The organism is Helicobacter pylori SA213A, assembly GCF_000476275.1.
In the GTDB taxonomy this organism is placed as follows: domain Bacteria; phylum Campylobacterota; class Campylobacteria; order Campylobacterales; family Helicobacteraceae; genus Helicobacter; species Helicobacter pylori_CL.
In genome coordinates this window covers 52,249-67,455 of record NZ_CBOM010000007.1, presented here as the reverse complement: position 1 = coordinate 67,455, position 15,207 = coordinate 52,249, and the positions used below count along the sequence as shown (strand labels likewise).

Below are 15,207 nucleotides of genomic sequence, written 5' to 3'. Positions count from 1 at the left end.
CATCCAATTGTTCATGTGCTTGATTTTTCTTAAATCCTTCTCAGGGATTTGCGCCCAATTAGCCGCATTTTCGTTGTTGTATTGCACAAAAGCGTAGCGCAAACCAGGCACGATGAAAAAGCGCCCGTCCCAAGCTTCAATGCGATCGCTCAAATAAACCGCTGTGTAATTGTTACGCCAGTTATTCCAGTTTCTATAAACGCCATGCTTGATGTGGGGTTTCCAACCGCTCATCACATTAGCACCCTCACACAAGAATCCTGCCCCCTCACCGCTCGTTTTGGTGGCGCATTCATTGGTGTTTAAGTATTGGCGCTGTAAAAAAGTGGTGGTCATGAAACGCAAGCCCATGATAAAGGTTTGCTTGACTTTCCCGGTATTGACGATCAGATTCACTTTAGGCTCAAAAGCGTTGTTAATGGAGCGCACAGGGTTTTCTACTTCTGCCCAACCATTGTAGTTAGTGGCATAATAAGGCACAGCCAAGTTATACCCTGCCGGAAGTCCTGCCGCCCTGCATGCCGCTTCGCTAAAGCAAGTAACCGTGTTAGCGCTATTGTAGCTAGAACTTACCTGAAAGTCCCTAGTCATCAACTGCCCATAGTAAGTGAAGCTGAAAGTCCCACCCACTCTGTCTAAATCCCCGAAGCGGTTTTCATACACAGCCCCAAAGCGTTGTGAGCGTCCGCCTTTTTGGTTTAAGGGGCGCAAATTAGCGAAGCGGTTTATTTTGTAATCTTGCTCGCTGAGTGATCCCGGTTGAGCGATAGCAAAATCGTAGTATTGGTAATAGGCTTTAATCCCATTGCTTTCATTGATGTCATAGATCCCATCTAGCCAATAGTTTGAAATATTAGAGGGGCTATTGTCCCTAAAGCCTTGGCCTCTAACCCAGTTAGCTTGCGCTTGGATACCCACATGCTTATTGATCATCCCTCCGCTCCTCACATAAGTGTTATAGAGGAGGTTGTTGCCTAAAGACTTGATGAAAGAAGGATCGCCGGTTTTATCAGGGGGAGCGGCAAACCCGGCATTTCTAGCCTTAGCCCAATAAGTGATCCTTTCAGCCGCTTGGTTTTCCCATTGAGTAGGGATAGGCTTAGTGATGATATTGACAATACCCCCATAAGTGTTAGGCCCATATTGCACGCTGCCTCCACCTTTAATCACATCAATGCGATCAATGGCTTGGAAGGTAACAGGGAAAATGTCTAGCTCAATGTGGGCGTAGGGGGCCATATAAACAGGAATACCATTAACTAACATCAGCGTCGCATCGCTATGCCCTGAACCTCCAGCTCCAAAGCCACGGATTTGGATAGTGGGCATAGCCCCTACACCTGTCGCATTCCTAATTTGCAGACCGGGGACATTCTGTAAAGCTTCTTCAATGCTTTGGTTAGCTTGTTGGGTGAGCGCTTTGTTAGAGATCACCGTGCGGCTTCCTGTGTATTTTTTCACTTCTTCATCTTGCCAACTCTTAGGCGCGGTAATCCCGCTATAACCCAAATTGACCTGCCCAGAATAGTCAGATCTATCCTTTTTACCGGCAGTAGAAACCTTGCCCAAAGTGTAGTCTTTATCCTTAGCGAACAAAGACTCTTGGCAAATCAAACTAGCAGTCAAAGCCAACAGAACTTTTTTATGCAACACAAACTCCTTGCGTTTTGAGAGATTTAAAAGTTGTTTAAATTTTTTAAGTAGAATCACACCAACGCCAATAGCAGTCGTAGGTAATAAAAACTAAAAAAACTTAATAACATGCAGGATTTTATCATAAAATTCTTGAAATTTTATTAATCCCATGAAAATCTTTTTTTTTTTGATTTCGCTTGGTTTTAGTAGAAAATACCCATTTTTGACACACAGATAGCTTGCATGCGTTCTCAAAACACACAAGACATTCTTTGACGCTCAAAGTGGTTTAACCTTCCATCTAAACACCGCCCCTTTTTTCAACTTTTTATCGTTTGGTTTGAAAAGCGATCAGTAACTCATTGCAAAAGAGTGCTTCTTATCTTTAATTTTACAGCACTTAATAATGAGATCCAAGATTTCCAAAACCTGCTTTTCTTCTTCGTTATTGTGTTTGACGCTCACCGTGGGGTTGTATTCGGTTACCTCAACAGCTCCTAATCGGTCTTTAAAATTTTCTAAAAGCAAGCCCAGTAATTGCCTTAATTCATCAAAACTCAGCCCGTTATTTTCACGCACGCCGGTAGAAGTGAAAAGTTTGCCATCCATAATGTCTAAATCCAAACTGAGATAAATAATATCCACCGCTTTTAATAATTCTTTGGTTTTTTGAACCACTTCTTGCATGTTTTCTCTTATCGCATCCACGCTAAATAAAGGGATTTGCAATTCCTTAATCACATCTCTTTCGCTCTGTTCGGTGCTTCTTACCCCAAAATACACCAAACATTTAGGATCAATTTCTAACCCTCCCTTTTCTAACCCCAAAGAGCAAAGCTTTTGCCATGCCTTTTCTTCGCTCTCGCTCATGCGATTAAACCCGCTACGGACACGATTTAAAACCATGCCTAAAGGCATGCCATGAATATGCTTTGAATCGCTGTCATAAGCCGTATGAATATCCGCATGCGCGTCTAAATACAAAATCCCTATTTTTTTGTCTTTATGAACGCTCCTAAAGGCTTGGAAAATCCCAAACATGTTCGCATGCTCTGAGCTTAAAATCAAAGGAAATTCTTTTTTCTCAAACACTTCTTTCATGCAAGGGATCAAATTTTCTTTGCAAAAAAGGTAGTAATCTTCAAAATTCTTAGCGTATCTAAACTCTTTATAAAGCACGCACCGCTCTTGAGTGATCGTTTGCATGCCTTTAATCACATCGCCATGCGTCGCACTCAAAACTTCTCTCAAACGCCTAACCCCTTTATCAGTGCCTCTTTTTGACGCTCCTAACTCCGCTTCTAATCCTACTAAAATCATTTTATAACTCCTTCAAATCCCCTCTCATATTTTTATTCTAAACCAAAATTAACAACCAATTATTAATTAAGAAAATGGATAATAAATAGAACAATTTCATTGTGTAAAAGAGTAAAACCATTCAAGTTTTTGACAGAAAAACACTACAAATATCTTATTGAGCGAATATAATCATAACTGACACTACTATTTAAAGGATTAACATGACTATTGGGCTAGTCAAAGAAAGCATGGATTTAGAATCACGAGTGGCTTTGGTGCCTGATGATGTGGCGCTAATCGTTCAAAAGGGCGTGGAGGTTTTAGTAGAAAATAATGCCGGTGCTAATAGCGGTTATAGTAACGAAGCGTATGAAAGCGTGGGGGCTAAAATCGTGGATTCTAAAACAGCGTGGGGGCAGGATTTGGTGGTCAAATGCAAAGAGCCTTTAGAGCATGAATACCATTTACTAAAAGAAAAAGCCACGCTGTTTAGTTACTTGGATCTAGCGTATCAAAAAAGCTTGTGCGAAATGTTTATTAATAAAAAAATCACTTCTATTTGCACTGAAACCATTGCCGGGCCTAAAAACGACTACCCTATTTTAGCGCCTATGAGCGTGGTGGCTGGGAGGTTGGCCGCGCATTTAGTCCAGCATTATTTATTGGCTTTAGAGCATGTTAAAGGGTTTATGGGTAAGGGGGTCATGCTAGGGGGTTTATCGGGCGCGCAAAGGGCTAAAATCGTCGTGGTTGGAGGCGGTGTGGTTGGCATGGAGAGCGCGAAAGTTTTAAGCCAAATGGGGGCTAAAGTAACGATTTTAGAATTAGACTACGCTAAATTACAAAACCACCCCTATTACCATTTGTATGATTTAGAAGTTTTAAGCGTGAATGAAGCCAATATCATTCAAGCCTTAAGCGGAGCGGTGGGGCTAGTGGGAGCGGTGTTAGTTACAGCGAGCCAAACCCCTAAAGTGATCTTAAGAAGGCATTTAAAATACATGCAAAAACAAGGGGTAGTCATTGATGTGGCTTGCGATTTAGGGGGGTGCATAGAGACCATACGCCAGACAAGCCATTCTAACCCGGTGTATGTGGAAGAGGATTTATTGCATTATGGCGTGCCGAACATGCCAGGGATTGTCGCTAAAACGAGTTCTACGGCTTATAGCCATGCGAGCGTGCCGTATTTGTTGTATTATTTAGAACATGGCTTGAAGGGTTTTTTAAAAGCCAACACTAAAATCGTGGCAAACACCCTTGGAGGCTTGAGCGCTTATAACGGCTATATCACCCAAGAAGGCATCGCTAAAGCGTTCAATCTAGCGTTCAAATCGCCTTTAGAGATTTTAAAGGAGCTTTAAAAATAAGCTTTAGCAAGGGTTTTAAAGGTTGCTTTAGAGTAAAGGTTTTCCTTTAGCCTAAGAAAGCTTTAAGCATAAATCCCTTAAAATCTTTCCACATTTAGCCTTTAATAGTTTTTGTTAAATTTTTGACGGTTACAGAAACGCACAAACACTCTTCTTTTGAACCTGTTTGACGGTTACAGAAACACACAAAAATCCTTTTTTTCCTTGTTGTTAAAACTACAAATAAGACTGAATGATACTTTGATGTTTTAAGGAGTTTTTATGCATAACGCTTGCAATTGTAACAACCAACGAGTGCCTTTTAAAGGTTTTGCGATAGACAACAAAGACGGAAAGTTCCACGAATGGGAGCATAGCCGCCATGCCATGGGCGAATACGATGTTGTCATTGACACCCATTTTTCAGGAATTTGTCATACGGATATTCACTTCGCTCATAGCGATTGGTTGCCTGGAATTTATCCTATGGTGCCTGGGCATGAGATTGCTGGGGTGGTGAGTGCGGTTGGCTCTAAGGTAACGAAGTTTAAAGTAGGCGATCACGCTGGAGTGGGTTGCATGGTAAATTCTTGCGGTGAGTGTCATACTTGTAAGCATGAACACCAAGAACAATGGTGCGAAAACAACAAAACCATTTACACTTACAGCTGGGAAGATTCTTTCCACAATAATGAGCCTACTTATGGCGGGTATTCTAACAATATCGTGGTGAGCGAAAACTTTGTGATTTCTATCCCTAAAGAAGCCCCATTGGACAAAGCAGCCCCCTTGCTTTGCGCGGGCATTACCGTGTATTCGCCTTTAAAATTTTCTAAAGTTGCTAAAGGCTCTAAAGTGGGTATCGCTGGTTTTGGCGGGTTGGGGCATATGGCTTTAAAATACGCCGTGGCTATGGGAGCGCAAGTGAGCGTGTTCGCAAGGAACGACAAGAAAAAGCAAATGGCTCAAAAACTAGGCGCGACTAACTTTTATACAAGCGTAGAAGAATGCAAAGAAAAATTTGATCTAATCATTTCTAGCATTCCCACGCAATATGACTTGCTCGCTTACACGAAATTATTAAAATATGGCGGTGAAGTGGCGGTTGTGGGTATCCCCCCAAAAGATCCGCAAAGGAATTTGGATTTTGGCGATTTGGTGCTGTTTTCAGGCAATCATAAGGTTTATGGCTCTTGGATTGGGGGCGTGAAAGAAACCCAAGAAATGATGGATTTTTCCATCAAGCATGGCATTTACCCTGAGATTGAGCTAGTTACCGGTCAAGAAATTGATGCGACTTGGGACAAACTCTTAAACGGGCAAGGGAATTTCCGCTATGTGATTGATATGAAAAAATCCATGGAAAATTTTAAGAAATAAACCCCAAAAACCCCTAAATTAGGGGTTCTTTTCTGTCTGTTCTAACAAAAACTATGCGTTTTAATGCGTATAAATATTTCAAAAAAAAAAAACACTTTTTAATGTTATAATCTACCTTAAATTATACAAGGGGTTTTTATGGCCAAAATTGATAGCTATGAGTGGTATTTAAAAGATACTTTAAAAAAAGAACTCTATTATCAAATCCCTATCTACCAACGCCCTTACCAATGGACAAAAGAAAACTGCGAAAAGCTTTTAGACGATTTGTTTTTTAATTATGAAGATGACAGAGAAAGCGATTATTTTTGCGGCTCATTAGTCTTAGTCAAATCCGATCCCAATTCCAAAACCGAAACCTATGATATTGTAGATGGACAGCAACGCTTAAGCACTTTCATTCTGTTGGCAAAAGTTTTAGCCGATCTTTATAATGGTTTAGACCCTGAGTATTTAGAATATTTACAAGAGAGTTGGAAAGATAGGTATACAGAAAGAAAACGACTGAGTTTTAACACTATAGGGTCTAACGCTGAATATGATTTTCAAGATGCATTAGAACATTTCAACGACTCTCAAGCAAGCAAGAATAAAAATAATAAGAACAATTACCTAAAAAATGCGGTTTGTTTAAAAGACTATCTTAGAGAGAAAGAGATTGAAGACATTAACAAGTTTATTAAATGGCTGTATTTTAATGTTAAATTTATCACCATCATTTGCCCAAACATAGACAAGGCGTTAAGGATTTTTAATGTTTTAAACACTAGAGGTTTGGCTTTGAATGCGACAGATATTTTTAAGGGAGAGTTGTTAAAAGAATTGGCTAAAGAAGAGGATCAAAAAAAGCTTGTGTCTCGTTGGAACGCCTTAAGCCAAAAATGCTCGGACAACGATTTAACAATAGAAACCTTATTCAGTTGGTATTTAGATTATCTCAATCCGGTAACTTCTAAAGAAAAAATGGAAAAAAGGCTCGTTACTTGGTTCAACATACTTAACAAACCCCCCCTAGAATATCTTAAGGGCGTAGAAGATTTCTATAACGCTTATTGCGAGATATTAGAAATGCAAGATCGGCATGCTCATTTGCTCTCGTATAAAGACGACGATTATTTGCATGTTATTTTGTGCACTAGCATATTGCACCACTATAGCGATCAAGACATAGAGGCTTTAAAGGAATTGTTAGTTAAGTTTTATTACCAAGATTGGGTTGCAGGGCAGACAAAATCCACACGCAGCCAAACTTGTTGCAACATTATTATTGCCTTGAAAGAAAAGAAAAGCATGGAACACATTCTCTCTATCGCAAGAACAAATTTAGCCTTATACAGCGTAATGCAACACTTCAAGGAAAACCTGGGAGACAGCCATGTATACGAAAAACAACCCACAAAGAATCCGTATCTCAAACCCATTCTCATTTTAGTGGAATATTTCATGAGCGATGACGATTGTCCCAAGTGCATTCAAATGGATAAAAATCTGCATGTTGAACACATCTTACCCCAAGAACCCGATCCTTCAAGCCAATGGGTTAAAGACTTTAGCGAAGAAGAAAGGGAATTATACACGCATTCTTTAGCCAACCTCACGCTTTTAGGGGGTAAGATAAACTCTCAAGCTTCAAATTTGGATTTCAAAGATAAAAAGAAAATCTACATGGGAGAAGAAATCAAGTTAAACAAGAAGAAACCTTTTAAGGTGATGACCTGTTATAAGATGACCATAGATATTGCACACAAATACACAGAATGGACGCCCAAAAGCTTAGAAAAAAGAAAAGAAGAGCTGATTAAAATCATTGAGAGCGTGCTAGCACTCTAGGGAAGCACCCCTAGAAAGTGAACACATAATTCACATACCATGAATACACGCGCCTAAACCCTATATCCAAATTTTTTGCAGTGATATAGGGGTTTTTCTTTAGCATGGGGAATTTCACGCCCGCTTCAATGCTGGAATGCTTTAAGATCCTTAAGCGAGCCCCCACATTGAATAAAAATTGGAAAGAAGTGGCTTTTTTGCTCACCAAAGCTTGCTCCACTAAAATGCCCTCAAAGCTCGGCGTCGCCATAAGCCATGAATTGCCGGCCAATTGCACCCCACCAAAAGCCCCTAAACTCATGATGCCATTATTGATGACATTAACCATTAAATCCATAGCCCCCCCATAAGTGAGCATGTTTGGCTCAAAGGTTTTAGGATCAGCAAGGCTCGTTAAGCGATTGATTTCTTGTTTCCCAAGAATTTGACCCGCCAATTGCGCCACTTCGCTGTTATAATTAGGGTTTTTAAGCCTAATAGAATTGGCATGAGCGTAGTCAAAAAACCCATAAGCACGCAAGCCAAAGTATTTCCCAAAGAAAAATTGATACCCTAAAAGCGCATCAAAGCCTTTGATAGTAGCGTTAGTGGCTTGTTTGTGAGAGTCAATATCCGCATGCATTTGGGCTTGTCCTTGCAAATAACCCGCCCCTATAAACACGCCATTACCATCCATGGCCAGTAGCACATTGACAGAAACAACCAAAGCTAACAAAGATTGAGAAAAAATTTTTTTCATGTGTGATTCCTTAATATAGTGCTTACATTTTTAAAAAGAATACCCAAAAAACAATTAAAAAAGTTTAAAAAATGAAACATTAACCACAATAAAAACTTTTCATGAACTTTACACAAGATGATAAAAAAGCAATTAAAACCCCCTTTTTTAAAATTTTGTTTCAAGCTTTAAGCTACAATATACGCATGAAAGATTCACATCAAACTATCGGCGTGTTTGTGCGGCCCACTCATTATCAAAACCCCCTTTTTGAAGAGCTAGAGCAGGCTAAAGAATGGGTTTTAAAGCTTTTAGAAGATGAGGGGTTTGAAAGCTTTGTGATTGATAGCCTTGATGGGGCAAAAGATGAACGATTGATAGAAAAAGCTGATGCGTTTTTGTGTTTAGGGGGCGATGGCACGATTTTAGGGGCGTTAAGAATGACGCATTCTTATAACAAGCCGTGTTTTGGGGTGAGAATTGGGAATTTAGGGTTTTTGAGTGCGGTTGAATTGAATGGTTTGAAAGATTTCTTACAAGATCTTAAACAAGATAGGATCAAATTAGAAGAGCATTTGGCTTTAGAGGGCCGTATTGGAAAAACCTCTTTTTATGCGATCAATGAAATCGTGATCGCTAAAAAAAAAGCTTTAGGGGTTTTAGACATCAAAGCTTATGCAGGCCATACGCCCTTTAACACCTATAAAGGCGATGGGCTTATCATTGCCACGCCCCTAGGCTCGACCGCTTATAATTTGAGCGCTCATGGGCCGATTGTGCATGCTTTAAGCCAGAGCTATATTTTAACGCCCTTGTGCGATTTTTCTTTAACGCAACGCCCTTTAGTGTTAGGAGCGGAATTTTGCTTGAACTTTTGCGCTCATGAAGACGCTCTTGTGGTTATTGATGGGCAAGCCACCTATGATTTAAAAGCCAACCAACCCCTATACATTCAAAAAAGCCCCACCACCACCAAACTCTTACAAAAAAATTCAAGGGATTATTTTAAAGTGCTTAAAGAAAAGCTCTTATGGGGGGAAAGCCCTAGCAAAAAAAGATAAAAAAATAAAAGGGTAAAAACATGCGAGATTTCAATAACGCTCAAATCACACGCTTAAAAGTGCGTCAAAACGCCGTTTTTGAAAAATTGGATCTAGAGTTTAAAGACGGCTTGAGCGCGATTAGTGGGGCTAGTGGGGTGGGAAAAAGCGTTCTTATTGCGAGCCTTTTAGGGGCGTTTGGGCTTAAAGAGAGCAACGCTTCAAACATTGAAGTGGAATTGATCGCGCCTTTTTTAGACACGGAAGAATACGGCATTTTTAGAGAAGATAACCACGAACCTTTAGTCATCAGCGTGATTAAAAAAGAAAAAACGCGCTATTTTTTAAACCAAACGAGCCTGTCTAAAAACGCGCTCAAAGCGTTATTAAAAGGTTTGATCAAACGCCTATCTAACGACAGATTCAGCCAGAATGAACTCAATGATATTTTAATGCTCTCCTTACTGGATGGCTATATTCAAAACAAAAACAAGGCGTTTAGCCTCCTTTTAGGCGCGCTTGAAGAAAAATTCACCCATTTAGAAAAGCTAGAAAAAGAAAGACGATCGCTAGAGGATAAAAAGCGTTTCCAAAAGGATTTAGAAGAACGATTGAATTTTGAAAAAATGAAATTAGAGAGACTGGATTTAAAAGAAGACGAATACGAACGCCTTTTAGAGCAAAAAAAATTGCTCTCTAGTAAGGAAAAATTGAACGATAAAATCGCTCTGGCGTTAGAGGTGCTAGAAAATACCCATAAAATCACGCATGCTTTAGAGAGCGTGGGCCATAGCGCGGAGTTTTTAAAAAGCGCTTTGTTAGAGGCGAGCGCTTTATTGGAAAAAGAGCAGGCTAAATTAGAAGAGTGCGAGCGTTTGGATATTGAAAAAGTGCTAGAAAGGCTTGGCATGTTAAGCGGGATCATTAAGGATTACGGGAGCATTATGCATGCTAAAGAACGATTAGTGCATGTTAAAAACGAATTGCATAACCTAAAAGAAATTGACCATCATTGCGAAACTTACCACAAAGAAATAGAACAATTAAAAACCGAATGCTTGAAATTGTGCGAAGAAATAAGCGGCTTTAGAAAAGAGTATTTAGCCGGTTTTAACGCTCTTTTAAGCGCTAAAGCGAAAGATTTGCTCTTAAAAAGCCCCAGTTTGATCTTAGAAGAAGCCCCCATGAGCGAAAAAGGCGCTCAAAAACTCGTTTTGCATTTACAAAATTCCCAATTAGAGACTTTAAGCTCTGGAGAATACAGCCGTTTGAGATTGGCGTTCATGCTTTTAGAAATGGAGTTTTTAAAGGATTTTAAAGGCGTGTTGGTGTTAGATGAAATGGATTCCAACCTGAGCGGCGAAGAGAGTTTGGCGGTCTCTAAAGCCCTTGAAACCTTGAGCAGCCATTCGCAAATCTTTGCCATTTCGCACCAAGTCCATATCCCAGCGCTCGCTAAAAACCATATTTTAGTCTTCAAAGAAAACCACAAAAGCCTTGCAAAAACCCTTAATAACGAAGAAAGGGTTTTAGAAATCGCACGCATGATAGGGGGGAGCGAGAATATAGAGAGCGCGATTTCTTTCGCTAAGGAAAAATTAAAGGCGCAAGAATGAAATTTTTTCTTTTAAAGAAATTCAGCGAATTTTTAAACACCCAAACGCATTTTAACCTCAAACGCTTGAACGCGTCTAGTTTTTTATTAGAGGCTTTTTCTAAAGAAAAACACGCCTTTATTGTGGATTTGAACGCGCCTTATATCGGTTTGTCTAAAAAACCCCCAGAGAGCGTTTTAAAAAACACTTTAGCACTAGATTTTTGTTTGAATAAATTCACTAAAAACGCCAAAATTTTACAAGCAAACATCATTGATAACGATCGGATTTTAGAAATCACAGGCGCTAAAGATTTAGCTTATAAGAGTGAAAATTTTATTTTGCGTTTAGAAATGATCCCTAAAAAAGCCAACCTCATGATTTTAGATCAAGAAAAATGCGTGATAGAGGCCTTTCGTTTTAATGACAGGGTCGCTAAAAACGATATTTTAGGGGCATTGCCTCCTAATATTTACGAGCATCAAGAAGAGGATTTGGATTTTAAGGGATTGTTAGACATATTAGAAAAAGATTTTTTATTTTACCAACACAAAGAATTGGAACACAAAAAAAATCAAATCATCAAGCGATTAAATATTCAAAAAGAACGCTTGAAAGAAAAATTAGAAAAATTAGAAGATCCTAAAAATTTACAATTGGAAGCCAAAGAATTGCAAACTCAAGCCTCTTTATTACTCACTTACCAGCATTTAATTCATAGGCATGAAAGCCGCGTGGTTTTAAAGGATTTTGAAGATAAAGAATGCACAATTGAAATTGATAAGAGCATGCCCTTAAACGCTTTTATCAATAAAAAATTCACTCTCAGCAAAAAAAAGAAACAAAAATCGCAATTCTTGTATTTAGAAGAAGAAAATCTAAAAGAAAAAATCGCCTTCAAAGAAAATCAAATCAACTATGTTAAAGGAGCGCAAGAAGAAAGCGTTTTAGAAATGTTTATGCCCTTTAAAAATTCTAAAATCAAACGCCCGATGAGCGGGTATGAAGTGCTGTATTATAAGGATTTTAAAATCGGTTTAGGGAAAAACCAAAAAGAGAATATCAAGCTTTTACAAGACGCAAGAGCGAATGACTTATGGATGCATGTGCGAGATATTCCTGGATCGCATTTGATCGTTTTTTGCCAAAAGAATACGCCCAAAGATGAGATCATTATGGAATTAGCCAAAATGTTGATTAAAATGCAAAAAGATGCGTTTAATAGTTACGAAATTGACTACACGCAACGAAAATTTGTCAAAATCATCAAAGGAGCTAATGTCATTTACTCAAAATACCGAACTATTAGTCTAAAGGACACTTAAACACTTAAGGAGGTTAGCATGGGTGTTTCAGCTTTAGGCAATGTAACTTATATCAACCAAAACGCTCCTTTAAATTCTGCTATCCAACAGGGTGCAAGAAGTGATATGCTGGATTTAGCGCAAAGCTTTCAAAGTAAGCTTGAACTAGCCCAGGAAACAAGGGCGTTAGAAAACATGCAAGCCATTAGCGATAAGGACTCTAAAGAAGGCTCCAAAAACCGCTATCCAAACAGCCAAAGGGCTAAGGCGTTTGGCTTGGAAGAAGAAGAAATTGAATTGTGGCATGAAGAACATTTGCTGGATATTGTGGGGTAGGGTGTCGCGAATAACCCCTATCCTTTCATGAGTTTAAAATAAAATAATCAAGTCCCCGTTTTTTAAACATTAAAAGATTTTAGCTATCAATATCAATCACAATAGAATCTTATATTTTTAACAAAAGGGAATGCACCATGTTAAGGGGTGTCAAAAAAGCGGTTTTTAGGGTTTTGTGTTTGGGGGCGTTGTGTTTAGGGGGGTTAATGGCAGAGTCAAACCCTAAAGAGCTTATATTTTCAGGTATCACTATTTATGCGGATAAAAATTTCACTAGAGCTAAGGAATACTTTGAAAAAGCTTGTAAATTAAACGATGCTGATGGTTGCACGATCTTAAGAGAGGCTTATTCTAAAGTCATCCTAAAAGGAAGTGCAAGAGAAAGCATTGAAAAAGCTCTTGAACACACGGCTACTGCTAAAGCTTGCAAATCAAACGATGCTGAAAAATGCAAGGACTTGGCAGAGTTTTATTTTAATGCAAACGATCTTAAAAATGCTTTAGAATATTATTCTAAAGCTTGTAAGTTAAATAATGTTGAGGGGTGTATGCTGTCAGCAACCTTTTATAACGACATGATAAAGGGTTTGAAAAAAGATAAAAAAGATTTAGAATATTACTCTAAAGCTTGCGAGTTAAACTATGGCGATGGCTGTGCAATTTTAGGGGATATTTATCATAATGGTGAAGGCGTAACGCAAAATTTTAAAAAAGCTTTCAAATATTACTCTAAAGCTTGCGAATTAAATAATGGTGAAGGGTGTTCTAAACTAGGAGGGGATTATTTTTTTGGCGAAAGCGTAACGCAAGATCTTAAAAAGGCTTTTGGATATTACTCTAAGGCTTGTGAATTGAACGAGGCTCTGACATGCACGCTTGTAGGGGAGTTTTATCGTGATGGCGAAGGCGTAACAAAGGATCTTAAAAAAGCTTTTGAATATTCTGCTAAAGCTTGCGAATTGAACGATGCTAAAGGGTGTTACGCCCTAGCGGCGTTTTATAATGAGGGTAAAGGCGTAGCAAAAGATGAAAAACAAACGACAGAAAACCTTAAAAAGAGTTGCGAGTTAGGATTAAAAGAAGCATGCGATATTCTCAAAGAACAACAACAATAAAATCCTAGCTCTAATCAAACCCCATTAAACGGCTTTGTTTAACTGGTTGCTTTGATGGTATTTAACAAACCTTTTGTCCTTTCAAAAAGAGGGAATGGCGATGGGATCTCTTGGTGTCTGGCTCTTGGGGGTCTTTTGATGAGAGCGTTAGCGCATTTGGAAAAATCAATCAAATCCATCGTGGTTTTGACATAATTAGGCAAGTTTAACAAACATATTTCAAAGAGCTTATAGCTCGCTAAAGCGTCCGCATAGGCTCTGTGGCTGACTTCTATGCCAAACCCTAAAAGCTCTTTTAAAAAACCCAAAGAATAGCGCATGGACAAAATCGCGCGCCTGGATAAATCCAAAGTGCAAAGCTTTAAATTCAATAAAGGGCAATGCAATTTTTCCACAAAATAACGCCCTAAAAAGTTGTAATCAAAATTAGCGTTATGGGCCACAAACACGCTATTACCCAAAAAAAGCCGCAATTCTTGCAAGGCTTCATAAACGCTTGGGGCGTTTAGGGTGTCTTCATAAGTAATGCCTGTAAGATCAGAAATATAATCAGGCACGCTTTTGACTTTCACGAGGGTTTCAAAACGATTAATGATTTTCCCACCGCTCACTTGCACGGCCCCGATTTCTAAAATCTCATGCTTTATGGGGCAAGATCCGGTGGTCTCTAGATCAATAAAGGAAAAAACTTCATCTTTAAGGGGGGTTTTAAGGTTTTTGAGCGTGATTAAATTTTCGCTTGTTTCTATGAAATTAAGCCCGCACGCTTTTAAATATTCCAAATTGATTTCATCATAGATAAGGCGAGAGAGCGACTTTTCTAGCATGCCCAAGCTTAAATCCTGGTTTTTTAAGCGAGCGATTAGGGCTTGAATATCTTTATGCAAGAGGTTTATTGACATTCTGTAAGCCTTCAATAGCCAGCTTACGATCTTTAGATTTAAAAATATAACTTCCTGAAACCACGACATCCACACCCGCTTGTTGGAGTTCAAAGATATTTTGATCATTCACGCCCCCATCCACTTCTAAAAGACAGCTAGGGTTGTAGCGCTTGATCATTTCTTTGACTTTCAAGCATTTTTCTAGCACCAAATCTAAGAACTTCTGCCCGCCAAAGCCCGGATTCACGCTCATTAAAAGCACTAACCCCACGCTTTCTAGCAAGTATTTAATACTTTCTTCATGCGTGTGTGGGTTTAACACTATTCCTGGCGTGATGCCTAAACTCTTAATGAGTTGCAACACTCTGTGGGGGTGTTTTTCATTTTCTGCATGAACGCTAATGATTGCTGGTTTTAAGGGGGCGAATAATTCTACAAAAAAGCTCGCATTTTCTACCATTAAATGCACATCTAAAGGCACTTTGCTAATTTGGGTAACATTCTCTAAAATCACAGGACCCATCGTTAAATTAGGCACATAATGCCCATCCATCACATCTACATGCAAAAAATCAGCGTTGCTCACGCTCTCTATTTCTTTGGCTAAATGCATAAAATCAGCGCTCAAAAGGCTTGGGGCTACTTTCAAAATACTTCCCTATTTTCAATGTTTTCAAGTAAAATATTAGCATCTTTAATCAAATCATAAAAGGGTTTTT

At 39.0% G+C, this 15,207-nt stretch carries 13 protein-coding genes; 8 read left to right on the top strand and 5 right to left on the bottom strand.

Annotated features, from left to right (window positions below):
- A partial coding sequence (locus QT74_RS04025; protein WP_033764832.1) for a TonB-dependent receptor family protein occupies positions 1 to 1,650 on the bottom strand: 1,650 nt, incomplete at its 3' end.
- 336 nt (positions 1,651 to 1,986) lie between these two features.
- On the bottom strand, positions 1,987 to 2,955 hold the full coding sequence (gene rocF / locus QT74_RS04020; protein ID WP_033764831.1) for an arginase: 969 nt from the start codon (positions 2,953 to 2,955) through the stop codon (positions 1,987 to 1,989).
- Between the two features lie 203 nt (positions 2,956 to 3,158).
- Here rocF and QT74_RS04015 point away from each other — a divergent pair, with 203 nt between their 5' ends.
- The 3 genes from QT74_RS04015 (at position 3,159) to QT74_RS04005 (ending at position 7,496) form a co-directional block, all read left to right on the top strand.
- The gene (locus QT74_RS04015; protein WP_033764830.1) at positions 3,159 to 4,301 is read left to right on the top strand and encodes an alanine dehydrogenase; all 1,143 of its coding nucleotides are present in this window, start codon (positions 3,159 to 3,161) and stop codon (positions 4,299 to 4,301) included.
- A 267-nt stretch (positions 4,302 to 4,568) separates the two neighbouring features.
- Entirely contained in the window at positions 4,569 to 5,666 is a 1,098-nt protein-coding gene (locus QT74_RS04010) for an NAD(P)-dependent alcohol dehydrogenase (RefSeq protein ID WP_033764829.1), read from the top strand.
- Between the two features lie 138 nt (positions 5,667 to 5,804).
- The gene (locus tag QT74_RS04005; protein WP_033764827.1) at positions 5,805 to 7,496 is read left to right on the top strand and encodes a DUF262 domain-containing protein; all 1,692 of its coding nucleotides are present in this window, start codon (positions 5,805 to 5,807) and stop codon (positions 7,494 to 7,496) included.
- A gap of 10 nt (positions 7,497 to 7,506) precedes the next feature.
- Here QT74_RS04005 and QT74_RS04000 read toward each other — a convergent pair whose 3' ends face one another.
- A complete protein-coding gene (locus QT74_RS04000; RefSeq protein ID WP_033764825.1) occupies positions 7,507 to 8,235 on the bottom strand; it encodes an outer membrane protein in 729 nt (242 codons plus the stop codon).
- A gap of 185 nt (positions 8,236 to 8,420) precedes the next feature.
- Between QT74_RS04000 and QT74_RS03995 the strand changes: the two genes are divergently transcribed.
- The 5 genes from QT74_RS03995 (at position 8,421) to hcpG (ending at position 13,604) form a co-directional block, all read left to right on the top strand.
- A complete protein-coding gene (locus QT74_RS03995) occupies positions 8,421 to 9,275 on the top strand; it encodes an NAD(+)/NADH kinase (RefSeq protein ID WP_033764834.1) in 855 nt (284 codons plus the stop codon).
- Positions 9,276 to 9,295: 20 nt separating this feature from the next.
- Positions 9,296 to 10,870: a DNA repair protein RecN gene (locus tag QT74_RS03990; RefSeq protein ID WP_033764823.1), complete on the top strand. Its 1,575-nt coding sequence runs from the start codon at positions 9,296 to 9,298 to the stop codon at positions 10,868 to 10,870.
- Positions 10,867 to 12,174 (top strand): NFACT family protein, encoded by a 1,308-nt coding sequence (locus tag QT74_RS03985; RefSeq protein WP_033764821.1) that lies wholly within the window; start codon positions 10,867 to 10,869, stop codon positions 12,172 to 12,174. The genes QT74_RS03990 and QT74_RS03985 overlap by 4 nt, the downstream gene beginning before the upstream one ends.
- Positions 12,175 to 12,192: 18 nt before the next feature.
- Entirely contained in the window at positions 12,193 to 12,489 is a 297-nt protein-coding gene (locus QT74_RS03980) for a hypothetical protein (RefSeq protein WP_000539108.1), read from the top strand.
- A 137-nt stretch (positions 12,490 to 12,626) separates the two neighbouring features.
- Entirely contained in the window at positions 12,627 to 13,604 is a 978-nt protein-coding gene (gene hcpG / locus QT74_RS03975) for a Sel1-like repeat protein HcpG (protein WP_033764819.1), read from the top strand.
- A 38-nt stretch (positions 13,605 to 13,642) separates the two neighbouring features.
- On the opposite strand, the gene QT74_RS03970 is transcribed toward hcpG, so the two are convergent.
- Positions 13,643 to 14,506, bottom strand: a complete 864-nt coding sequence (locus QT74_RS03970; RefSeq protein WP_033764817.1) for a 3'-5' exonuclease — start codon at positions 14,504 to 14,506, stop codon at positions 13,643 to 13,645.
- Positions 14,484 to 15,137, bottom strand: coding sequence for a ribulose-phosphate 3-epimerase (gene rpe, locus QT74_RS03965; RefSeq protein WP_033764814.1), 654 nt, complete (start codon positions 15,135 to 15,137; stop codon positions 14,484 to 14,486). The genes QT74_RS03970 and rpe overlap by 23 nt, the downstream gene beginning before the upstream one ends.
- Between the last annotated feature and the right edge of the window lie 70 nt (positions 15,138 to 15,207).